Source organism: Pseudomonas sp. SDO5522_S412, from assembly GCF_054071215.1.
In genome coordinates this window covers 1-20,197 of record NZ_JBSVWQ010000010.1, presented here as the reverse complement: position 1 = coordinate 20,197, position 20,197 = coordinate 1, and the positions used below count along the sequence as shown (strand labels likewise).

20 protein-coding genes are annotated in these 20,197 nt (G+C 61.5%); 13 read left to right on the top strand and 7 right to left on the bottom strand.

What is annotated here, in order from left to right; translation table 11 throughout:
- Positions 1-4: 4 nt before the first annotated feature.
- On the bottom strand, positions 5-1,213 hold the full coding sequence (coaBC, locus tag ACW9I6_RS04425; protein WP_008439425.1) for a bifunctional phosphopantothenoylcysteine decarboxylase/phosphopantothenate--cysteine ligase CoaBC: 1,209 nt from the start codon (positions 1,211-1,213) through the stop codon (positions 5-7).
- 130 nt (positions 1,214-1,343) lie between these two features.
- Here coaBC and radC point away from each other — a divergent pair, with 130 nt between their 5' ends.
- Complete coding sequence (radC, locus tag ACW9I6_RS04420; RefSeq protein WP_087693709.1) at positions 1,344-2,018, top strand: RadC family protein; 675 nt, start codon at positions 1,344-1,346, stop codon at positions 2,016-2,018.
- Between the two features lie 28 nt (positions 2,019-2,046).
- Here radC and ACW9I6_RS04415 read toward each other — a convergent pair whose 3' ends face one another.
- Complete coding sequence (locus ACW9I6_RS04415) at positions 2,047-3,639, bottom strand: ABC transporter substrate-binding protein (protein ID WP_008439424.1); 1,593 nt, start codon at positions 3,637-3,639, stop codon at positions 2,047-2,049.
- Between the two features lie 458 nt (positions 3,640-4,097).
- Here ACW9I6_RS04415 and rpmB point away from each other — a divergent pair, with 458 nt between their 5' ends.
- Together rpmB and rpmG are read left to right on the top strand one after the other, a co-directional pair.
- Positions 4,098-4,331, top strand: coding sequence for a 50S ribosomal protein L28 (gene rpmB / locus ACW9I6_RS04410; RefSeq protein WP_003213263.1), 234 nt, complete (start codon positions 4,098-4,100; stop codon positions 4,329-4,331).
- An 11-nt stretch (positions 4,332-4,342) separates the two neighbouring features.
- Complete coding sequence (rpmG, locus tag ACW9I6_RS04405; protein ID WP_003176906.1) at positions 4,343-4,498, top strand: 50S ribosomal protein L33; 156 nt, start codon at positions 4,343-4,345, stop codon at positions 4,496-4,498.
- Between the two features lie 70 nt (positions 4,499-4,568).
- Here the strand turns inward: rpmG and ACW9I6_RS04400 are convergent, their stop codons facing one another.
- The gene (locus ACW9I6_RS04400) at positions 4,569-4,931 is read right to left on the bottom strand and encodes a cupin domain-containing protein (protein WP_003213261.1); all 363 of its coding nucleotides are present in this window, start codon (positions 4,929-4,931) and stop codon (positions 4,569-4,571) included.
- 230 nt (positions 4,932-5,161) lie between these two features.
- Between ACW9I6_RS04400 and ACW9I6_RS04395 the strand changes: the two genes are divergently transcribed.
- A complete protein-coding gene (locus tag ACW9I6_RS04395; RefSeq protein WP_003213259.1) occupies positions 5,162-6,655 on the top strand; it encodes an aldehyde dehydrogenase in 1,494 nt (497 codons plus the stop codon).
- Between the two features lie 196 nt (positions 6,656-6,851).
- Positions 6,852-7,994 (top strand): MFS transporter, encoded by a 1,143-nt coding sequence (locus tag ACW9I6_RS04390; RefSeq protein WP_457338934.1) that lies wholly within the window; start codon positions 6,852-6,854, stop codon positions 7,992-7,994.
- 124 nt (positions 7,995-8,118) lie between these two features.
- On the opposite strand, the gene ACW9I6_RS04385 is transcribed toward ACW9I6_RS04390, so the two are convergent.
- Together ACW9I6_RS04385 and ACW9I6_RS04380 are read right to left on the bottom strand one after the other, a co-directional pair.
- A complete protein-coding gene (locus ACW9I6_RS04385; protein ID WP_003208738.1) occupies positions 8,119-9,681 on the bottom strand; it encodes a phospholipase D family protein in 1,563 nt (520 codons plus the stop codon).
- Positions 9,682-9,743: 62 nt separating this feature from the next.
- Positions 9,744-11,168, bottom strand: a complete 1,425-nt coding sequence (locus ACW9I6_RS04380) for an aminotransferase-like domain-containing protein (protein ID WP_177116587.1) — start codon at positions 11,166-11,168, stop codon at positions 9,744-9,746.
- 165 nt (positions 11,169-11,333) lie between these two features.
- On the opposite strand from ACW9I6_RS04380, the gene ACW9I6_RS04375 reads away from it, so the two are divergent.
- Positions 11,334-11,570 (top strand): DUF1127 domain-containing protein, encoded by a 237-nt coding sequence (locus tag ACW9I6_RS04375; RefSeq protein WP_023659297.1) that lies wholly within the window; start codon positions 11,334-11,336, stop codon positions 11,568-11,570.
- Between the two features lies 1 nt (position 11,571).
- On the opposite strand, the gene ACW9I6_RS04370 is transcribed toward ACW9I6_RS04375, so the two are convergent.
- Positions 11,572-12,864, bottom strand: a complete 1,293-nt coding sequence (locus ACW9I6_RS04370) for an NAD(P)/FAD-dependent oxidoreductase (protein ID WP_457338933.1) — start codon at positions 12,862-12,864, stop codon at positions 11,572-11,574.
- Positions 12,865-12,979: 115 nt separating this feature from the next.
- Here ACW9I6_RS04370 and ACW9I6_RS04365 point away from each other — a divergent pair, with 115 nt between their 5' ends.
- A complete protein-coding gene (locus ACW9I6_RS04365; protein ID WP_003208747.1) occupies positions 12,980-13,333 on the top strand; it encodes a YkgJ family cysteine cluster protein in 354 nt (117 codons plus the stop codon).
- Positions 13,334-13,371: 38 nt separating this feature from the next.
- Here ACW9I6_RS04365 and ACW9I6_RS04360 read toward each other — a convergent pair whose 3' ends face one another.
- Positions 13,372-13,860, bottom strand: a complete 489-nt coding sequence (locus tag ACW9I6_RS04360; protein WP_003206849.1) for an Lrp/AsnC ligand binding domain-containing protein — start codon at positions 13,858-13,860, stop codon at positions 13,372-13,374.
- A 156-nt stretch (positions 13,861-14,016) separates the two neighbouring features.
- On the opposite strand from ACW9I6_RS04360, the gene dadA reads away from it, so the two are divergent.
- The 6 genes from dadA to ACW9I6_RS04330 all read left to right on the top strand — a co-directional run bounded on the left by dadA (position 14,017) and on the right by ACW9I6_RS04330 (position 20,122).
- Entirely contained in the window at positions 14,017-15,318 is a 1,302-nt protein-coding gene (gene dadA / locus ACW9I6_RS04355; protein WP_003208750.1) for a D-amino acid dehydrogenase, read from the top strand.
- Positions 15,290-15,643 carry a RidA family protein gene (locus ACW9I6_RS04350; RefSeq protein ID WP_003208752.1) on the top strand — a complete coding sequence of 118 codons (354 nt, stop codon included), beginning with the start codon at positions 15,290-15,292 and terminating at the stop codon, positions 15,641-15,643. The genes dadA and ACW9I6_RS04350 overlap by 29 nt, the downstream gene beginning before the upstream one ends.
- A gap of 80 nt (positions 15,644-15,723) precedes the next feature.
- Positions 15,724-16,800, top strand: coding sequence for an alanine racemase (gene alr / locus ACW9I6_RS04345; protein WP_457338932.1), 1,077 nt, complete (start codon positions 15,724-15,726; stop codon positions 16,798-16,800).
- Between the two features lie 116 nt (positions 16,801-16,916).
- Positions 16,917-17,465, top strand: a complete 549-nt coding sequence (locus tag ACW9I6_RS04340; protein WP_003208755.1) for a cupin domain-containing protein — start codon at positions 16,917-16,919, stop codon at positions 17,463-17,465.
- A 182-nt stretch (positions 17,466-17,647) separates the two neighbouring features.
- The gene (locus tag ACW9I6_RS04335) at positions 17,648-18,064 is read left to right on the top strand and encodes a c-type cytochrome (protein WP_008439417.1); all 417 of its coding nucleotides are present in this window, start codon (positions 17,648-17,650) and stop codon (positions 18,062-18,064) included.
- Positions 18,065-18,199: 135 nt separating this feature from the next.
- Entirely contained in the window at positions 18,200-20,122 is a 1,923-nt protein-coding gene (locus tag ACW9I6_RS04330; protein WP_003208758.1) for an acetyl-CoA hydrolase/transferase C-terminal domain-containing protein, read from the top strand.
- The last annotated feature ends 75 nt before the right edge of the window (positions 20,123-20,197 follow it).

Below are 20,197 nucleotides of genomic sequence, written 5' to 3'. Positions count from 1 at the left end.
GAAATTAAACCTGGTTCAGCCGTTGGGCGATAAAAGAGATCAGTTGGCGGGCAATCTTGCCCTTGCTGGTCTGGGCGAAAACGGTAGCGTGCAACTCGCGGTCGATCACGCTGATGGCATTTTCCTCGCTGTTGAAGCCGATGCTCGGGTTGGCGACATCGTTGGCGACAATCAGGTCGAGGTTTTTGTCTTTCAATTTGCGTGCGGCATAGTCCAGCAAATGCTCGGTTTCGGCAGCAAAACCGACGCTGAACGGGCGGTCCTCACGGGTGGCGATGGTCGCCAGGATGTCCGGGTTACGGACCATTTGCAGGAGCAGGCCGTCGCCGCTTGTAGGGTCTTTCTTGAGTTTCTGCGGCGCAACCACCTCGGGGCGGTAGTCCGCTACCGCAGCCGAAGCGATGAACAGGTCGCAGGGAATCGCCGCTTCACAGGCCGCCAGCATGTCGCGGGCGCTGACTACGTCGATTCGGGTGACGCGATCCGGGGTCGGCAGATGCACCGGGCCGGTGATCAACGTCACACGGGCGCCTGCCTCGACCGCCGCTTCCGCCAGGGCAAAGCCCATTTTTCCTGAGCTATGGTTGGTGATGTAGCGCACCGGGTCGATGTTTTCCTGGGTCGGGCCGGCGGTGATCAGCACGTGCTTGCCGGTCAGGGCCAGGTGCTGGAAGCAGTCGGCGGCGCAGTGGGCCAGGTCGGTGGCTTCGAGCATGCGGCCCATGCCCACGTCGCCGCAGGCCTGGCTGCCGGAGGCCGGGCCGAAAACCTTGAGGCCGCGGCTTTGCAGGAGTTGGGTGTTGGCCTGGGTGGCCGGGTCGCGCCACATGGCCTGGTTCATGGCCGGGGCGATCGCGACGGTGGCGTCGGTGGCCAGTACCAGGGTGGTCAGCAGGTCGTCGGCAATGCCTTGGGCCAGGCGGGCGATCAGGTCGGCGGTGGCCGGGGCGATCAGCACCAGGTCGGCCCACTTGGCCAGCTCGATGTGGCCCATGGCGGCTTCGGCCGCAGGGTCCAGCAGGTCGAGGTGAACCGGGTGGCCGGACAAGGCCTGCATGGTCAACGGGGTGATGAATTCACTGCCGCCACGGGTCATGACCACGCGCACTTCGGCGCCTTGGTCGAGAAGCCTGCGAACCAGCTCTGCGCTCTTGTAGGCGGCAATGCCGCCGCCGACGCCGAGAACGATGCGTTTCCGATACAGACGCTGCATTGGCTTGCCTTTCCAGTTCAGTGATGGCGTTGCGATGCCCCCTCCCCAGGTGAAATCGCACGCAAAAAGATGGCCTAAGATACCACAGCGTCCGCCATGCAACAGCGGCGCACATGCACACGGAGGTGCCATGAGTATTCGCGATTGGCCTGCGGCAGAGCGTCCGCGGGAGAAGCTGTTGGAGCTGGGAGCGGAGAACCTTTCCGACGCGGAATTGCTGGCGATTTTCCTGCGCACCGGGGTGTCAGGCAAAAGTGCCGTGGACCTGGCGCGCCATCTGCTGGCGCAATTTGGCAGCCTTCGGGCGCTGATGGAGGCGAGGCAGCCGGTGTTCAGCCAGCATTTGGGGTTGGGGCCGGCGAAGTTCGCCCAGCTTCAAGCCGTACTGGAGATGGCGCGCCGTCATTTGGCTGAACGCCTGCGCAACGATTCGGTGCTGGAAAGCCCGGAGGCCGTGCGCGACTACCTCAAGGCACTGCTGCGCCACGAGCCTCACGAGATATTCGGCTGCCTGTTTCTCGACGCCAAGCATCGAGTGCTGGGTTTCGAAAAGCTGTTTCAAGGCACCATCGACAACGCCATCGTCTACCCGCGACAAGTGGTGAAGCGCGCGCTGGACTACAACGCCGCGGCGCTGATCCTGTGCCACAACCATCCTTCCGGCAGCCCCGAGCCCAGCATCGCTGATCGAAAATTGACCAAGGTGCTGCAAAAGGCGCTGGAGATGGTGGACGTGCGTGTGCTGGACCACATCATTGTGGGGGAGGGTGACCCGCTGTCGATGGCGGAATTTGGGTGGATGTAGGGGCTGGCATGCCAGCCCCTGGCAGGGGTCAGGGCTTGACGCTGACCTTGGAGTAATCCTGGCGCCCGAACGGGCTCACCTGATACCCCTCGACATTCTTGCGGGTCAGCGCAAACGCGGTCGGGTGCGCCAGTGGCAGCCAGAGCGCCTGTTGCTGGATCTGCGCCTGGGCCTGCTGGTACAGCTTGCTGCGCACGCCTTGTTCGCTGGTGGTCTTGCCGGCGCTGATCAGCTTGTCCAGCGCCGGGTCGCAGTAGCGGGCAAAGTTGGTGCCGGACTTCACGGCTGCGCAGGAGAACTGCGGCGTCAGGAAGTTATCCGGGTCGCCGTTGTCACCGGCCCAGCCCATGAACAGCAAGTCGTGCTCGCCGGCCTTGGCGCGGCGGATCAGTTCGCCCCACTCGATCACACGGATTTCAGCCTGGATGCCGACCTTGGCCAGGTCCGCCTGCAGCAGTTGTGCGCCCAGGCTGGGGTTGGGGTTCAGCAGGCTGCCCGACGGCCGGGTCCAGATCGTGGTCTTGAAGCCATCCTTGAGCCCGGCGCGATCCAGCAGTTGCTTGGCCTTGGCAATGTCCTGCGGATAGCCCGGCAGGTCCTTGGCATAGCTCCAGGTATTGGGTGGGTAAGGGCCGTTGGCGGCTTCGGCGGTGCCTTCGAATACGGCCTTCAGATAGCTGGCCTTGTCGAAGGCCAGGTTGATCGCCTGGCGAACTTCCGGCTTGTCCAGTGGCGGATGCTGGCTGTTGATGGCGACAAACGCGGTCATGAAGGCCGCGGTTTTCTCGATCTTCAGGTCGGCGTCTTTCTGGGCGGCATCAATATCCAGGGGCTTGGGCGACAAGGCGATCTGGCACTCGTCGCGACGCAGTCTCTGCAGGCGCACGTTGGCGTCCGGGGTGATCGCAAAGATCAGGTTATCTACCGCAGGCTTGCCGGCGAAGTAATCCGGGTTGGCCTTGTAGCGAATCGTCGCGTCCTTCTGGAAGCGCCCGAAAATGAACGGCCCGGTGCCGATAGGCTGGCTGTTGAGCTTCTCCGGGGTGCCGGCCTTGAGCAGTTTGTCGGCATATTCCGCCGGGTAGATCGAGGCAAAGCCCATGCTCAAGGCGGCGAGGAAGGTCGAATCGGCGTGGTCCAGGGTGAAGCGCACGGTCAGCGGGTCGAGGGCGTCGATCTTCTTGATCAGCGTGGGCAACTGCAGCGACTGGGCGTGGGGGAAGCCGCTCTGGGCGATCTTGTGCCAGGGGTTGGCCGGGTCGAGCATGCGCTCGAAGCTGAAGCGCACGTCTTCGGCGGTCAGGCTGCGGCTTGGCGTGAAGTAGTCAGTGCGGTGGAATTTAACGTCCGGGTGCAGCTTGAAGGTGTAGGTGAGGCCGTCCGGCGACACTTCCCAGCTGTCCGCGAGGCTCGGGACCAGCTTGCCGCTGGTGGCGTCGAAGTCCACCAGGCGGTTCATCAATACGTCTGCCGAGGCGTTGGTGGTGGTCAGCGAGTTGTATTGCACCACGTCGAAGCCTTCGGGGCTGGCTTCGGTGCAGACGCTCAGGGTAGTGGCCGCCTGGGCGTGTGCAGCAATAAAAAGAGGGGCTAGCAATAGCGGTAGGGCAGCGAGGCGCATATTCGGTTTCCTTTGCAGATCGAAGGCCCATCTGCGAGTGCAGTCTGGAAAAGTCCTACCGTAGTGGGCTGATTGACAAATGACTAGCCCATTTTTGCCTGTGCTTTTGCCGCAAATACTGTTTTGATGGCGCCTCAGGTCGTTTTGCCGAGCACTTTGCAGTGCGCGCGGGCGCTGTAAATCATTCTGTGCGACGAGCGGTTAGCTTCTATAGCGGCCCACCCTGGCAACGGTTCAGGCGTCCATGGCCTGGATTTACGCGTATAAAAGTACACGGCCTGTTGTTGCACTGGGGTCTTTCTGGTATAAAGCAGCGCTCTTTTCTAGGGGCCCGGTTCCTTCGCTAGTAGGTGTAGCCGGTAAGACCCTAAAGAAACGCGGCGCCTGGCGCCAAATGACTGAGAGATTAAGCGGCCAACCCATGCCGGGTTGGGCATGTGGTTTTAGAGGGCTGAGGCATGTCGAGAGTCTGTCAAGTTACCGGTAAGGGTCCGGTGACTGGGAATAATATTTCCCACGCAAACAACAAAACCCGTCGTCGTTTCCTGCCAAACCTGCAGCATCACCGCTTTTGGGTTGAAGAAGAGAAACGTTTTGTTCGTCTGCGCGTATCTGCCAAAGGCATGCGTGTTATCGACAAGCGCGGCATCACTGTCGTGCTGGCCGAACTGCGCCGCGACGGCAAAATCTAAGGAGCTAAATCATGCGTGAATTGATTCGAATGATCTCTAGCGCCGGTACTGGTCACTTCTACACTACCGACAAGAACAAGCGTACTACCCCGGACAAGCTCGAAAAGAAAATGTTCGACCCGCGCGTTCGCAAGCACGTGATCTACAAAGAAGGCAAAATCAAGTAATTGGTTTTCTTTCTTGTGAAAAAAAGCCCGTATCTCACGATGCGGGCTTTTTTTTGTGCCTGTTAAATGATCAGGCCTTTTCTTCGAACACCACGTAGATCTTGCGGCAGGGTTCCAGCACTTCCCAGGTGCCGCTGAAGCCGGCCGGAATGACGAAGCGATCACCGGCCCGCAAGGTCTTGGCGTTGCCGTCGGCATCGCGCAACACCGAAACACCCTGCACGATCTCGCAATACTCATGCTCGGTGTAGTTGACCTTCCACTGTCCGACTTCACCTTCCCAGACCCCGGCGCTCATCTGGCCGCACGGACTGTTGTAGTGGTTGTAGACGGTTTGCTCCGGGTCGCCCTTGAGGATTTTCTCCGCAGCCGGACGGTAGCGATCTGGCTCGGTCCTGGCCTGGCTGAAGTCGACGATATTCTGGATGTTCATGGGCGTGTCCCGTCTGGCCTGCGGTTGGAGAGCTCAAAGTCTATGTTTATTAAAATGAACATCGCAAGGGCGTTTGCTGCCGTTATGTCAAATATATTGAAACATCCATCGCCGCTGGTTTAGGGTGGCAGCTGCCTTGAGCCGAACAGCTGGCTGGCCGGGCAAGAATTCTTCGAAGGTGCCTGGGTACATCGCCCGGCCCTTGTATTCAATAAGAGGAGGACACTCGCATGACCACCCTGACCCGTGCCGACTGGGAACAACGCGCCAAGGATCTGAAGATCGAAGGCCGCGCCTACATCAATGGCGAATACACCGCCGCCGTTTCCGGCGACACGTTCGAATGCCTGAGCCCAGTCGATGGCCGCCTGCTGGCAACCGTTGCCAGCTGTGACGTCGCCGACGCCCAGCGTGCCGTAGAAAACGCCCGTGCCACGTTCAATTCCGGTGCCTGGTCGCGCCTGGCGCCAGCCAAGCGCAAAGCCACCATGATCCGTTTCGCCGGCCTGCTCAAGGCCAACGCCGAAGAGCTGGCACTGCTTGAAACCCTGGACATGGGCAAGCCGATCAGCGACTCCCTGAACATCGACGTCCCAGGCGCGGCGCAAGCGCTGAGCTGGAGCGGCGAGGCCATCGACAAGATCTACGATGAAGTCGCAGCCACCCCTCACGACCAGCTGGGCCTGGTGACCCGTGAGCCCGTCGGCGTTGTCGCGGCCATCGTGCCGTGGAACTTCCCGCTGATGATGGCCTGCTGGAAACTCGGGCCGGCGTTGTCCACCGGTAACTCGGTGATCCTCAAGCCATCTGAAAAATCACCGCTGACCGCCATCCGCATCGCTGCCCTCGCGGTTGAGGCCGGCATCCCGAAAGGCGTGTTCAACGTGCTGCCGGGTTATGGCCATACCGTGGGCAACGCCCTGGCGCTGCACATGGACGTCGACACCCTGGTGTTCACCGGTTCCACCAAGATCGCCAAGCAACTGCTGATTCGCTCCGGCGAGTCGAACATGAAGCGCGTCTGGCTGGAAGCTGGTGGCAAGAGCCCGAACATCGTGTTTGCCGATGCCCCGGACCTGCAAGCCGCCGCCGAATCCGCGGCTGGCGCCATCGCCTTCAACCAGGGCGAAGTGTGCACCGCCGGTTCGCGCCTGCTGGTGGAGCGTTCGATCAAGGATAAATTCCTGCCGCTGGTGATCGAGGCCCTCAAGGCCTGGAAGCCGGGCAACCCGCTGGACCCGGCCACCACGGTCGGTGCGCTGGTGGACACCCAGCAGATGAACACCGTGCTGTCGTACATCGAAGCCGGGCATGCCGATGGCGCCAAGCTGGTGGCCGGCGGCAAGCGCACGCTGCAGGAAAGCGGTGGCACCTATGTGGAGCCGACGATTTTCGACGGCGTGACCAACGCCATGAAGATCGCCCAGGAAGAAATCTTCGGCCCGGTGCTGTCGGTGATTGCCTTCGACAGCGTGGAAGAAGCCATTGCGATCGCCAACGACACCCAATACGGCCTGGCCGCTGCGGTGTGGACGTCGAACATCTCCAAGGCACACCTGACCGCCAAGGCACTGCGTGCCGGCAGCGTGTGGGTCAACCAGTACGATGGCGGCGACATGACCGCACCGTTCGGTGGTTTCAAGCAGTCGGGTAACGGCCGCGACAAGTCGCTGCACGCGTTCGACAAGTACACCGAGCTGAAGGCGACCTGGATCAAGTTGTAAGCTTCTAGGAACACCGCTGAAAAAAATGTGGGAGCGGGCTTGCTCGCGAATGAGGTATCACAGTCGCTGATGTATTGACTGGCGAGAGAGGGGGGGAGAAAATTCGCGGATGGAGGGATGGGGACACCGCATTCGCGAGCAAGCCCGCTCCCACACTGTTTTGTGTGATCTCCAAATAATCCACAGGAGCGTGGAAATGCGTTGGGCGACCTATTTCGCCGTGTTGGCGTCGGTCTTGAGCGTGGGCCTGGCCTTGGGCGTGAGCATGCCGTTGGTGTCCCTGCGCCTGGAAAGCTGGGGCTATGGCAGCTTCGCCATCGGAGTCATGGCGGCGATGCCGGCCTTCGGTGTGCTACTGGGTGCCAAGGTCTCCAGCGGCCTGGCCTCGCGCCTGGGCACGGCGAACCTGATGCGCCTGTGCCTGTGGGCGGGGGCGATTTCCATCGGCTTGCTGGCGGTATTGCCCAGCTACTCGGTATGGCTGGTGTTGCGGCTGATGATCGGGGTGATCCTGACCATCGTGTTTATCCTCGGCGAAAGCTGGATCAACCAACTGGTGATCGAACGCTGGCGCGGCCGTCTGGTGGCGCTGTATGGCTGCAGCTATGCCTTGAGCCAGCTGTCGGGCCCGTTGTTGCTGGGCGCGCTGGGTACGGACAACGATATTGGCTTCTGGGTGGGTGTCGGCCTGCTGACGTGCTCGCCGATCCTGCTGCTGGGCCGTTCCGGTGCGCCGACTGCCGAGTCTTTCAGCGTGACCTTTGGCGACCTGCTGCGCTTCTGCCAGGGCTTGCCGGCGATTGCCTGGGCGGTGGCGTTGTTCGCCGCATTCGAGGCGATGATTCTTACGTTGTTGCCGGTGTATTGCCTGCAACAGGGTTTCACCGCCGAGATTGCCCTGGCGATGGTCAGCACGGTGGTGGTCGGTGATGCGTTGCTGCAACTGCCGATTGGCGCGCTGGCGGACTACCTGCCTCGGCGCACGCTGTTTCTCGGCTGCGCGCTGATGCTGCTGGTGACGAGCCTGGCGATTCCGCTGTTGCTCGATACGCTGATGATCTGGCCGGTGTGGGTGCTGTTCGGGGCCAGCGCCGGCGGGTTATTCACCCTGTCGCTGATCCTGATTGGCGAGCGCTACCGCGACGACGCACTGGTGCGCGCCAATGCGCATATCGCGCAGCTGTGGGGCATTGGCTGCCTGATCGGCCCGCTGGTGGCCGGTGCCGGCAGCCAGTGGATCAGCGGGCATGCGTTGCCGTTGTTGATGGCGGCGGGGGCGTTGGGGTTGGTGATCCTGTTGCTGCGCCAAGGTGCGTTCGGCGCCGCACAACCCGCCTGAACTTGAAATGCGATCACCTGTGGGAGCCGGGCTTGCCCGCGATGGCGGAGTGTCAGCACCGGATACGTAAACTGACACTCCGCCATCGCAGGCAAGCCAGCTCCCACAGGTCCCGTCGCTGTTCTTAAAGCATGCGTTCCAGCCCGACGGATGTAGCAAACCAGGCATTGAACCGGCGCCACCAACTGCCGGGTTCGCGGGTCAGGGTGTGCAGTTGGCCGTTGTCTTCGGTCACCCATACCACCTGGCCATCCTGCAGCTTCGCCTGATAGCTCAACGGGGGCGCCATGCCCTCCAGTGCCAGGTTGCGCACGTGTTCCGCCAGTTCGGGACTGTCCACCAGCACCCCGACTTCGGTGTTCCACAGCACCGAGCGCGGGTCGAAGTTGAATGAGCCGATGAAGGATTTCTCCCGATCAAAGATGATCGCCTTGCTGTGCAGGCTGGAATCCGAACCGTGGAATGTACCTTTGCGGAACAGATGAGGTCCGCTGCCGCCACCGTCTCCCGGCTGGCGACGCAACTCGTATAGCTTCACCCCGTGTTCCAGCAGCGCCTTGCGATAGGGCGCATAACCGCCGTGCACGGCCGGTACGTCGGTGGCTTCCAGGGAATTGGTCAGCAGGCTTACCGATACACCGGCGTCCGCGCGACCGGTCAGGTATACCAGGCCAGGCTGGCCTGGAACGAAGTAAGCCGAAATCATCATCAGCTCATGGCTGACACCTTCCAGCTCGGGCGCCAGTTGGGTGGTCAGCAGCAGCCGTGGATCCGGATCGGCCTTGGCCAGCACCTTGCTCGGCGCATCCCACAGCGCCTGGTTCCAGGCCCAGATCAGCTCGCGACGCCAGATGTCCATGCGCGGCTGGGTCTTGTAGGTGCGCAGGCGGTTGTACAGGGCATGGTTTTGTTGGCGAGACTCGGCAAGGGAATCTTCCAGGCGTACGCGGGCACTGGCCAGGTCGCCTTTGGAAGCGCTGCTGACGAAGTCACCAATGGGTTTGCTCAGGGCACTGTTCCAGTACTGATCGAAACTGTGGCCGAGTTGCTCGGCCACCGGGCCCACGCTGAGCATGTCGATATCGGTGAAGTTGAGGTTGGGCTCGGCGTCGAAATACTCATCCCCCAGGTTGCGCCCGCCGACGATGGCCACGCTGTTGTCTGCCAGCCACAGCTTGTTGTGCATGCGCCGGTGTTGCAGCGACAGGTCGAACAGCCGTGCCATGGCCCGCGTCACGCCGGTGCTGCGGCCCAGGTGCAGCGGGTTGAACAGGCGAATCTGGATCTGCGGGTGGGCGGCGAGGGTGGCGATGATCTGGTCCAGGCCGTCGCTGGTGGTGTCGTCCAGCAGGATGCGCACGCGCACGCCACGGTCGGCGGCCTTGAGCAGTTCATCCACGAGCATGCGGGTGCTGATGCCGTCGTGGACGATGTAGTACTGCAAGTCGAGGCTGGTCTGGGCGTTGCGGATCAGTTCGGCGCGGGCCATGAAGGCTTCGCTGCTGTTGGGCAGCAGGCGGAACCCGGAGCGGCCTTTGTAGGGTGCGGCCTGGGCCTGGATCGAGCGGCCGAAGGAAGATTCGCTGGCCGGCAGCGCCTCGCTGGGTGTGCGTGGCGCGTCGATGGTGGCGCAGCCGCCCAGGGCCAGGATGCCCAGCAGGAAAAACGGTAATAGCCGGTGGGTCATCAATGACATGGGTTCCGAATCAGGGCGATTGTCGGCATATGACGGCTATTTCCTGTAAAAGGTCAGTCCATCGCTTCGGCCAGCAACCGGATGGCGGTCGCGCCGACCTTGCGTACAGCCTCTTCAATCTGCGGCGTTGGTTTGGCAGCGTAGTTCATGCGCAGGCAGTTCCTGTACTTGCCGGAGGCGGAAAAGATACTTCCCACGGCAATCTGTACACCTTCATCCACCAGCAGCCGGTTGAGTTTCAGGGTATCGAAGCCTTCCGGCAGTTCCACCCACAGCATGAAACTGCCCTGGGGGCGGCTGGCGCGGGTGCCTGCCGGGAAATAGCGGCTGACCCAATCGAGCATCAGGTCGCGATTGCGCTGGTATTGCGTGCGCATCCGCCGCAAATGTGGCTCGAAATGCCCACCTTTCAGAAACTCGGCAATCGCGATCTGCGGCTGGGTCGCGGTGGAGCCGGTGCTGATGTATTTCATGTGCAGCACACGCTCCAGATAGCGACCGGGTGCGACCCAGCCAATCCGCAGGCCGGGTGCGAGGGTCTTCGAGAAAGAGCTGCACAGTACGACGCGGCCATCTTCGTCGAAGGACTTGATGGTGCGTGGCCGCGGGTAGCTGTAGGCCAGTTCGCCATACACGTCGTCTTCGATGATCGCCACGTCAAAGCGCTGGGCCAGGGTCAGCAGTGCGCGTTTGCGCGACTCCGGCATGATGTAGCCCAGTGGGTTGTTGCAGTTGGGGGTCAACTGTATGACTTTGATCGGCCATTGTTCCAGTGCCAGTTCCAGCGCTTCCAGGCTGATACCGGTGAGTGGGTCGGTGGGGATTTCCAGGGCTTTCATGCCCAGGCCCTTCAGGGTTTGCATGGCGCCGTGGAAGCTTGGCGAGTCGACGGCAACGATGTCGCCGGGCTCGCAAATGGCGTGGATGCTGGCGGACAGGGCCTCGTGGCAGCCGGTGGTGATCACCAGGTCCTGGGGCGTCAGTTGGCAGCCTGAATCGAGCATCAGGCGGGCAATCTGTTCACGCAGGTCCAGGTTGCCATGGATAGTGTCGTAATACAGCCCCGGCATGTCCTGGCGCCGACTGATCCGGGCGAGGCTGCGTAGCAGGGGTTTCATGGTCGGCGACAATACATCCGGCATGCCCCGGCCCAACTGTATGGCGTCTTTGCGTGGCACCGCGCGGATCAGCTCCAGCACTTGGTCCCACTGGGAAATTTCCACCGGGCGCTGGGCCGGGCGGCCTACGGCGGGCAATGCCGGCAAGTCGCGGCCCACCGGTACGAAGTAGCCGGATTTGGGTTTGGGCATCGCCAGGCCGTTGTCTTCCAGTAAGCGGTAGGCCTGCTGCACGGTGCTCAGGCTGACCCCATGCTCCACACTCAAGGCCCGAACTGACGGCAATCTGTCGCCCGGGCGATAGAAGCCCTGCTCGATGCGCGTGCCCAACAGTTCGGCGAGGTTGACGTATAGGGTCATGGCGGTGCTTCCCGGTTACCAGTACAGATAGGCCGAAAATACAGGATTCAGCGGCCGATAGGCAGTATCTGTATGGATTTAATACAGGGTGGTTGAATCTGTCATGGTTTTACGCGCCGGCTCATCCTACGTACTCATGGCAACACGTTAATGAGGGGCAGGAAAATGAGCGGTATGAGCGATGTGCGGTTGGCGTTACACAGTCAGGAACTGGAAGCCGGGCAGGAGCGGCGCATGGCGGCGCGTACCAAGGCCCCCACACTCAGTTCATGGGCGTTGTTCTGGCACCGCATGCATACGCGCAAAACCTTGCTGGAGCTGACCCCCGAGCAACTGCGAGACGTGGGCCTGAGTGCCGAGCAGGCGCGCCGGGAAGGCTTGAAGCCCTTCTGGCGCGGCTGATTCAGACCAGTTCTTTCAATCGGTGCCAGAGCATTCCCAGCGCCAGCAGCGGCGAGCGCAAATGCTTGCCGCCCGGGAAAGTGATGTGCGGCACCTTGGCAAACAGATCAAAGCGCCCGCTTTGCTGGCCGCTGATGGCTTCGCCCAACAGTTTGCCTGCCAGGTGGGTGGCGTTGAGGCCATGGCCGGCATAGGCCTGGGCGAAATACACATTGGGCTGGTCGGCCAGTCGGCCAATCTGCGGCAGGCGGTTGGCGCCAATGCCGATCATCCCGCCCCACTGGTAGTCGATTTTCACGTTGGCCAGTTGTGGGAACACCTGCAGCATTTTCGGACGCATATAGGCACCGATGTCCTTCGGATCCCGTCCGGAGTAATGGCAGGCACCGCCGAACAGCAAGCGTCGGTCGGCTGACAGCCGGAAGTAATCCACCGTCACCCGCTGGTCACACACCGCCATGTTTTGCGGCAGCAACTCGGCTGCCTGGGCTTCGCTCAAGGGCTCGGTGGCGATGATGTAGCTGCCGGCGGGCAGCACCTTGCCGCTCAGATGCGGGTTGAGGCCGTTCAAATAAGCATTGCAGCCCAGCACCAGGGTCTTGGCGCGCACATTGCCCTGGGCGGTGTGAACGTTGACCTCCGGGCCGTAATCGATCCGCACCGCTTCGGAATGCTCGAACAACTGGACGCCCAACCGCTGTGCAGCGGCTGCCTCGCCGAGGGCCAGGTTCAGCGGGTGCAGGTGGCCGGAGCCCATGTCGATCATGCCGCCAACATAGCGGTTGGAGCCGATCACACTGCGCATCTCGCTGGCTTGCAGCAGGCGCACTTCATGGCGATAGCCAAGGCCTTGCAGCTCTTCGGCGTCGGCGGCCAGGTGTTCCAGGTCGCGGGGTTTGTTGGCCAGGTCGCAGTAGCCCCAGGTCAGGTCGCAGGCGATCTGCGAACGTTCGACCCGCTGGCGTACGATTTCCACGGCTTCCAGGCCCATCAGTTTCATCTGGCGCACGCCCTCGGCGCCGATGACGTTGGTGAACTGATCCAGGCCATGACCGACGCCACGAATCAGTTGCCCGCCATTGCGCCCGCTGGCGCCCCAGGCAATCTTGCGGGCTTCCAGCAGGACCACGCTGAAACCCCGTTCGGCCAGTTCCAGAGCGGTGTTGAGCCCCGAAAAGCCGCCGCCGACCACGCACACATCGGCCACGATTTCACCTGTCAGCACCGGATAATCAGGCTGCGGGAAACTGCTGGCGGCGTAGTAGGAATTGGCGTGCCGGGCGCTGGCGGTCATGGGGAGCATCCCTGTTTGGAAAATTTGACGCAGGATACAGCGGTCGGGCGAAGCTGTCTCACCGGGGGCTTTTAGGGCAGAATCCACGCCTATTCGCCGTTCGGTCCCTGTGTCGATGAGTTGCAACAGTCAGAAAGTCAACGCGCTGCGCCGGCAGATTCCCTCGTTCGAGTGTGTCCCGGGTTGCCACGACTGCTGTGGGCCGGTGACCACGTCCCCCGAGGAAATGTCGCGCCTGCCGCGCAAGACCGCTGCCGAGCAGGAAGCGGCGATGGACGAACTCAACTGCGTGCACCTCGGCCCCAATGGCTGCACCGTGTACGACGAGCGCCCGCTGATTTGCCGCTTGTTCGGCACCACGCCGACCTTGCCATGCCCCAACGACCGCCGCCCGGTGGAGTTGATCCACCCACGGGTGGAAAAGCAGATTCATGCGTACATGGCGTCGACGCGTCAGGTATTGGTCTAGCGGATGTCCCCGCTCCCACATTGGCCTGTGGTGCTGTCTTAATCCGGGATCGGCAGGTTCAGGCTCTCTTTCACCTCTTCCATCACGATATAGCTCTTGGACTCCCGTACGTGGGGCAGCTTGAGCAGGATATCGCCGAGCAATTTGCGGTACGACGCCATCTCCGAAATGCGTGCCTTCACCAGGTAGTCGAAATCCCCCGACACCAGGTGGCACTCCAGCACGTGGGGCAGTTTCAGCACGGCGCGTCGGAATTCTTCAAAGGTGTCGCCGGACTTGTAGTCGAGGCTGATCTCGACAAACACCAGCAGGCTACCCTTCAAATGCTGCGGGTTGAGCCGGGCGTTGTAGCCCATGATGATCCCTTCGCGCTCCAGGCGCCGGACCCGCTCGGTGCACGGCGTGGTCGACAGCCCGACCTTTTCCCCCAGTTCAGTAAACGAAATTCGCCCGTCGGCCTGCAGGATGCGCAGGATGTTGCGGTCGATCTTGTCCAGCTCCCGCTTGGTCTGAGTGTTGGTCCGCATAGGGGATGCTCCTCCGTGAAAAGGGTTTTTGCCGAGAATTGTCGCCAAATATAGGCAGTTATATAGTGAAATGCACTGGTGATTGCTTTTTATACTGCCCACATCTTTGTGCTGAACAACAAACGTCAGCGGTCAAGCCGTGATGAGGGAATAAAAATGCGCGTTCTGGTCTTGGGTAGCGGTGTCATTGGCGTGGCCAGTGCCTACTATTTGGCACGAGCTGGTTTTGAAGTGGTCGTGGTCGACCGTCAGCCGGCTGTGGCCATGGAGACCAGTTTCGCCAACGCCGGGCAGATCTCGCCGGGCTACGCCTCGCCATGGGCTGCGCCGGGTGTGCCGCTCAAGGCTATCAAATGGTTGCTGGAGCGCCATGCGCCCCTGGCGATCAAGGCCACCGCCGATATCGACCAGTACCTGTGGATGGCGCAGATGCTGCGCAACTGCACCGCCAGCCGTTATGCGGTGAACAAGGAGCGTATGGTGCGCCTGTCCGAATACAGCCGCGATTGCATCGACGAGCTGCGTGCCGAGACCGGCATCGCCTACGAAGGGCGCACTTTGGGGACTACCCAGCTGTTCCGTACGCAGGCTCAACTGGACGGTGCTGCCAAGGACATCGCGGTATTGAAAGAGTCCGGTGTGCCTTACGAGCTGCTGGACCGCGCCGGGATTGCCCGCGTCGAGCCGGCCCTGGCGAGCGTCACCGATATTCTTGCCGGTGCCCTGCGCCTGCCGAACGACCAAACCGGCGACTGTCAGATGTTTACCACCCGCCTTGCCGACATGTGCAAGCAACTGGGTGTCGAATTCCGCTTCGAGCAAGATATCCAGCGCCTGGACTACGCCGGTGACCGGATCAACGGCGTGTGGATCGACGGCAAGCTGGAAACTGCCGACCGCTACGTTCTGGCCCTCGGCAGCTACTCGCCGAAGCTGCTCAAGCCACTGGGAATCAAGGCGCCGGTGTACCCGCTCAAGGGTTACTCGATGACCGTGCCGATCACCAACCCGGCGATGGCCCCGACCTCGACCATTCTCGATGAGACCTACAAGGTCGCGATCACCCGTTTCGACAACCGTATCCGCGTCGGTGGCATGGCTGAGATAGCCGGTTTTGACCTGTCGCTGAACCCGCGTCGGCGGGAAACCCTGGAGATGATCGTCAACGACCTTTATCCTCAGGGCGGTGATTTGAGCCAGGCCAGTTTCTGGACCGGCCTGCGCCCGACCACGCCAGACGGCACGCCGATTGTCGGTGCTACCCCGTTCAAAAACCTGTTCCTGAACACCGGCCACGGCACCCTCGGTTGGACCATGGCCTGTGGCTCTGGTCGTTTGCTGGCCGACCTGATGGCGAAGAAAACCCCGCAAATCAGTGCCGAAGGCCTCGATATTTCCCGTTATGGCAACCACCAGGAGTCTGCAAAACATGTCAATCCAGCGCCAGCTCACCAATGAGCGCATGAGCCAGATCGTTGTTCACAGCGGTACCGTGTATCTGGCAGGGCAGGTCGGCGACGACATGAGTGCCGGGATTGAACAGCAGACCCGCGAAACCCTCGTCAATATTGAGCGTTTGCTGGACCTGGCCGGTACCGACAAGACCAAGCTGCTGTCGGTGACCATCTACCTGAAAGACATTGACGCCGATTTCGCCGGGATGAACGCGGTATGGGACAAGTGGCTGCCAAAAGGCGTCGCGCCGGCCCGTGCCACGGTTGAAGCGAAACTCTGCGAACCGGAAATCCTGGTGGAGCTGTCGGTTGTGGCCGCTCTGCCGTAAGCAAAAAATCCTCTCCCGGTGCCTGCGTTGTCAGCGGGTACCGGTTTTTTCTTCCCACCGCCGCCTAGAAGCCTGCCGCCATGCGTCCTGCCCGTGCCCTGATCGACCTCCAAGCCCTACGCCATAACTACCAACTGGCCCGTGAAGTCACGGGTGGGGCCAAGGCCCTCGCCGTGATCAAGGCCGATGCCTACGGCCACGGTGCCGTGAGTGTTGCCCAGGCGCTGGAAGCCGAGGCGGACGGGTTTGCCGTGGCCTGCATCGAGGAAGCGCTGGAGCTGCGGGCCGCCGGGATTCGCGGGCCGGTGCTGTTGCTCGAAGGTTTTTTCGAAGCCGACGAGCTGCCGCTGATCATCGAGCATGATTTCTGGTGCGTGGTGCATTCGCTGTGGCAGCTGGACGCGATTGAACAGGCGCAACTCAGCAAGCCGCTGACCGTCTGGCTCAAGCTTGATTCGGGCATGCACCGCGTTGGCTTGCACCCCAAGGATTATCACGACGCTTACCAGCGCCTGCTGGCCAGCGGCAAAGTCGCGAAGATCGTGCTGATGAGCCACTTCGCCCGCGCCGATGAGCTGGACAGCACCAGCAGCGAAGAGCAAGTGGCGGTGTTTGAAGCGGCGCGCCAGGGCTTGTCGGCCCAGGTCAGCCTGCGCAACTCGCCGTCGGTGCTGGGCTGGCCGAACGTTTCCAGTGACTGGGTACGCCCGGGCATCATGCTCTACGGCGCCACGCCGTTTGGCGAAGGCCAGGCCATCGCCGCGCGTTTGCAGCCGGTGATGACCCTCGAATCGAAAGTCATCTGCGTACGTGAACTGCCGGCCGGCGAACCTGTGGGCTACGGCGCCAGGTTCATTACCCCGAAACCGATGCGCATCGGGGTAGTTGCCATGGGCTACGCCGACGGCTACCCGCGCCACGCACCCACCGGCACCCCGGTGCTGGTGGCCGGCCAGCGCAGCCAGTTGCTGGGCCGTGTGTCGATGGACATGCTGTGTGTCGACCTGACCGACGTGCCCCAGGCCGGGCTCGGTTCCACCGTCGAATTGTGGGGCAAAAACATCCTCGCCAGTGACGTTGCCACCGCCGCCGACACCATTCCGTACCAGATCTTCTGCAACCTGCGCCGAGTGCCACGGCTCTATTCCGGCGCTTGAGCGGCACCCACGAATGGCAGATCCCGGGATTTAGGCCAAAGTGTTGTAAATACTGAACGCTGTCGCCATGATAACGCTCAATTACAACAACGCCTGAATCCTAGGAGGCTCCTGCATTGGACGTCGGCGAACGACTGCAATCCATCCGTAAACTGAAAGGTCTTTCCCAGCGTGAGCTAGCCAAGCGCGCGGGCGTCACCAACAGCACCATTTCGATGATCGAAAAAAACAGTGTCAGCCCCTCCATCAGCTCCTTGCGCAAGGTGCTGGGCGGCATTCCCATGTCGATGGTGGAGTTCTTTTCCGAGGAGATCCTCCAGGAAAAACCGACCCAGATCGTCTATAAAGCCAATGAGCTGATCGATATCTCCGACGGCGCCGTCACCATGAAACTGGTGGGCCGCGCGCATCCGAGCCGGGCGATTGCGTTCCTCAACGAGATCTACCCGCCAGGTGCTGATACCGGCGAAGAGATGCTCACCCACGAGGGCGAGGAAACCGGGATCCTGGTGGAAGGTCGCCTGGAACTGGTGGTCGGCCTTGAAACTTTTGTGCTCGAAGCCGGCGATAGCTACTACTTTGAAAGCACCAAGCCGCACCGTTTTCGCAATCCGTTCGAAGTGCCGGCGCGACTAATCAGCGCAGCCACACCCGCGAACTTTTAAGAAAAGAGGCGTCCTGCCTATGTCGCAGAGACGCCCGTAGCAGCATTCTGTCTTGCTGAATCTCCCCTTGGTTAATAGGGTTGTTTCGGCGGGGCGGGCTAACCGTTATACTTTCGCCGCCTGCGAAACCGTGGCCGCAGGCGTGAATAGCCACCATTGAGGGTGAACGCGTGAACCTAATTATGAAAATGCTGGCTGCACCAGCAACCGTACTGGCCCTATGGGCTGTCAGCGCTCAAGCTGCGACCAATGATGATATTGCCAAGCGCCTGGAGCCTGTAGGCCAGGTGTGCGTCCAGGGGCAAGAGTGCAAGGGGATGGAAGTGGCAGTGGCTGCGGGCGGCGGCGGCGGTGCGAAATCGCCGGATGACGTAATCGCCAAGCACTGCAACGCTTGCCACGGTACCGGCCTGTTGGGCGCACCGAAAATCGGTGACACCGCCGCCTGGAAAGACCGCGCGGACCATCAGGGTGGCCTCGATGGCCTGCTGGCCAAGGCCATTACCGGTCTGAACGCCATGCCGCCAAAAGGCACCTGCGCCGATTGCTCGGATGCCGAGCTTAAAGGCGCGATCGAGAAGATGTCGGGTCTGAAATAAACCGATCTTCGCCAAAAGAGCCGCTGACCAGCGGCTTTTTTGTGCCCGCGATTTGCCTTTTGAGGCTGTTCTTTGCAGCAAAGACCCGGCAAGCTCGGTCCAACCCCAATTCATGGAATGTTCGGGAGAAGTCGGATGGTGCAGTTGTGTTCAATCGAGCAAGCAGTCGACGACGTACTGGCACGGCTGCCGGCGCATATTCACATGGGCATGCCCCTGGGCCTGGGCAAACCCAACCTGTTCGTCAACGCGCTGTACCGGCGTATCGCCAAGTTGCCGGACCGGGCGCTGACCATCTACACAGCCCTGGCCCTGGGTCGCCCTACCTTGGGCGATGGTTTGCAGAAGCGCTTTCTCGAGCCCTTTATCGAACGGGTCTTCGGTGACTATCCCGAGCTGGACTTCCTCGCCGCACTGCGCAAGGACAGCCTGCCGTCGAACATTCACGTGCAGCAGTTCTTCATGCAGCCCGGCAGTTTGCTTCACAGCCTTTCGGCGCAGCAGGATTACGTCAGCAGCAACTACAGCCACGCTGCCCGTGATATCAATGCCGCCGGCCTGAACCTCGTCGCGCAATTGGTGGCCAGCAGCGCCGAACATCCGGATCGCCTGAGCCTGAGCTGCAACCCCGACATCACCCTCGACCTGTTGCCGATGATCGCCAAGCGCCGCGAGGCCGGTGAAACCATCCTGGTGGTGGGCCAGGTTCACAGTGATTTGCCCTACATGCCCGGCGACGCCGAGCTGGGCATGGATGAGTTCGACTTCCTGATCGACGAGAAGGACAGCACCACGCTGTTCTCCACCCCGAACATGCCGGTGGGTTTCCAGGATCACTTTATCGGTTTGCACGCCAGCACCCTGGTGCGCGACGGCGGTACCTTGCAGATCGGCATCGGCTCCATGGGCGATGCACTGACTGCGGCCTTGCTGGCGCGCCAGGCCGATAACGAGGCGTATCGCCTGTTGCTTACCGACCTGGATGTGTACCAATGGGCACCGCTGATCAGCCACGAAGGCGGCGTCGCACCGTTTGCCCGTGGGCTGTACGGTTGCAGCGAAATGTTCGTCAACGGCCTGCTGGTGCTGGCCGATGCCGGGATTGTGCGGCGCAAGGTATACCCGGACGTCGCGACCCAGGAGCGGGCCAACGCCGGCACCCTGGACGAAGCGGCACAGACCGACGGTATCTCGGTGCATGGCGGCTTCTTCCTCGGGCCTCGTAGCTTTTACGAGCGTTTGCGGGACTTGCCGCAGAGCAAGCGCCTGGAATTCAACATGACCCGCATCAGCTACATCAACGAGCTGTACGGCCAGGAAGAACTCAAGCGTTTGCAGCGCCTGGATGCGCGCTTCATCAACAGCGCGTTTACCGTGACCCTGTTGGGCGCGGGCGTGGCCGACCAGTTGGAAGACGGCCGCGTGCTCAGCGGTGTTGGCGGGCAATACAACTTTGTCGCCCAGGGCCATGCGCTGGAAGGCGCGCGCTCGATCCTGATCCTGCGCAGCTGGCGCGAATCGGGCGGCGAGGTCAGTTCCAATATCGTCTGGGAATACGGGCACTGCACGATTCCCCGGCACCTGCGAGACATCGTCATCACCGAATACGGCATCGCGGATTTACGTGGGCAGACCGATGCCAGGGTAATCGAGGCGCTGCTGAATATCACCGACTCACGGTTCCAGGAAGATTTGATCGAACAGGCGCAGAAGGCCGGGAAGTTGCCGAAGGATTTCCAGCTGGATCCGCGGTTTGCCGACAACACGCCGGAGCGTCTGCAGGGGATTCAGGCGCGGCATCCACGGCTGTTCCCGGAGTATCCGCTCGGCAGTGACTTCACGGATGAAGAGCGGGATTTGTTGCGGGCGTTGAACTGGCTCAAGAGCAAATTCAAGCTGACGGAGATTCTGGAGCTGGGCAAGGCGGCGCTGGATGCACCGGAGCCGGAAGCGTTTCCCGAGCATTTGGTACGGATGCGACTGGATAAGCCGGAGGGGTTGAAGGAGGACTTGTATCAGCGCCTGTTGCTAGCGGGCCTACAAGCTACCGCGCACTAACAAACACAGGAGATCAAATGTGGGAGCGGGCTTGCTCGCGAAAGCGGTGGATCAGTCGACCTATCCGGTGACTGA

What these genes read in the sequence shown, in the direction of transcription:
- coaBC (WP_008439425.1), bottom strand. Translation starts at nt 1,213, where the DNA reads ATGCAGCGTCTGTATCGGAAACGCATCGTTCTCGGCGTCGGCGGCGGC.
- radC (WP_087693709.1), top strand. Translation starts at nt 1,344, where the DNA reads ATGAGTATTCGCGATTGGCCTGCGGCAGAGCGTCCGCGGGAGAAGCTG.
- ACW9I6_RS04415 (WP_008439424.1), bottom strand. Translation starts at nt 3,639, where the DNA reads ATGCGCCTCGCTGCCCTACCGCTATTGCTAGCCCCTCTTTTTATTGCT.
- rpmB (WP_003213263.1), top strand. Translation starts at nt 4,098, where the DNA reads ATGTCGAGAGTCTGTCAAGTTACCGGTAAGGGTCCGGTGACTGGGAAT.
- rpmG (WP_003176906.1), top strand. Translation starts at nt 4,343, where the DNA reads ATGCGTGAATTGATTCGAATGATCTCTAGCGCCGGTACTGGTCACTTC.
- ACW9I6_RS04400 (WP_003213261.1), bottom strand. Translation starts at nt 4,931, where the DNA reads ATGAACATCCAGAATATCGTCGACTTCAGCCAGGCCAGGACCGAGCCA.
- ACW9I6_RS04395 (WP_003213259.1), top strand. Translation starts at nt 5,162, where the DNA reads ATGACCACCCTGACCCGTGCCGACTGGGAACAACGCGCCAAGGATCTG.
- ACW9I6_RS04390 (WP_457338934.1), top strand. Translation starts at nt 6,852, where the DNA reads ATGCGTTGGGCGACCTATTTCGCCGTGTTGGCGTCGGTCTTGAGCGTG.
- ACW9I6_RS04385 (WP_003208738.1), bottom strand. Translation starts at nt 9,681, where the DNA reads ATGACCCACCGGCTATTACCGTTTTTCCTGCTGGGCATCCTGGCCCTG.
- ACW9I6_RS04380 (WP_177116587.1), bottom strand. Translation starts at nt 11,168, where the DNA reads ATGACCCTATACGTCAACCTCGCCGAACTGTTGGGCACGCGCATCGAG.
- ACW9I6_RS04375 (WP_023659297.1), top strand. Translation starts at nt 11,334, where the DNA reads ATGAGCGGTATGAGCGATGTGCGGTTGGCGTTACACAGTCAGGAACTG.
- ACW9I6_RS04370 (WP_457338933.1), bottom strand. Translation starts at nt 12,864, where the DNA reads ATGACCGCCAGCGCCCGGCACGCCAATTCCTACTACGCCGCCAGCAGT.
- ACW9I6_RS04365 (WP_003208747.1), top strand. Translation starts at nt 12,980, where the DNA reads ATGAGTTGCAACAGTCAGAAAGTCAACGCGCTGCGCCGGCAGATTCCC.
- ACW9I6_RS04360 (WP_003206849.1), bottom strand. Translation starts at nt 13,860, where the DNA reads ATGCGGACCAACACTCAGACCAAGCGGGAGCTGGACAAGATCGACCGC.
- dadA (WP_003208750.1), top strand. Translation starts at nt 14,017, where the DNA reads ATGCGCGTTCTGGTCTTGGGTAGCGGTGTCATTGGCGTGGCCAGTGCC.
- ACW9I6_RS04350 (WP_003208752.1), top strand. Translation starts at nt 15,290, where the DNA reads ATGTCAATCCAGCGCCAGCTCACCAATGAGCGCATGAGCCAGATCGTT.
- alr (WP_457338932.1), top strand. Translation starts at nt 15,724, where the DNA reads ATGCGTCCTGCCCGTGCCCTGATCGACCTCCAAGCCCTACGCCATAAC.
- ACW9I6_RS04335 (WP_008439417.1), top strand. Translation starts at nt 17,648, where the DNA reads ATGAAAATGCTGGCTGCACCAGCAACCGTACTGGCCCTATGGGCTGTC.
- ACW9I6_RS04330 (WP_003208758.1), top strand. Translation starts at nt 18,200, where the DNA reads ATGGTGCAGTTGTGTTCAATCGAGCAAGCAGTCGACGACGTACTGGCA.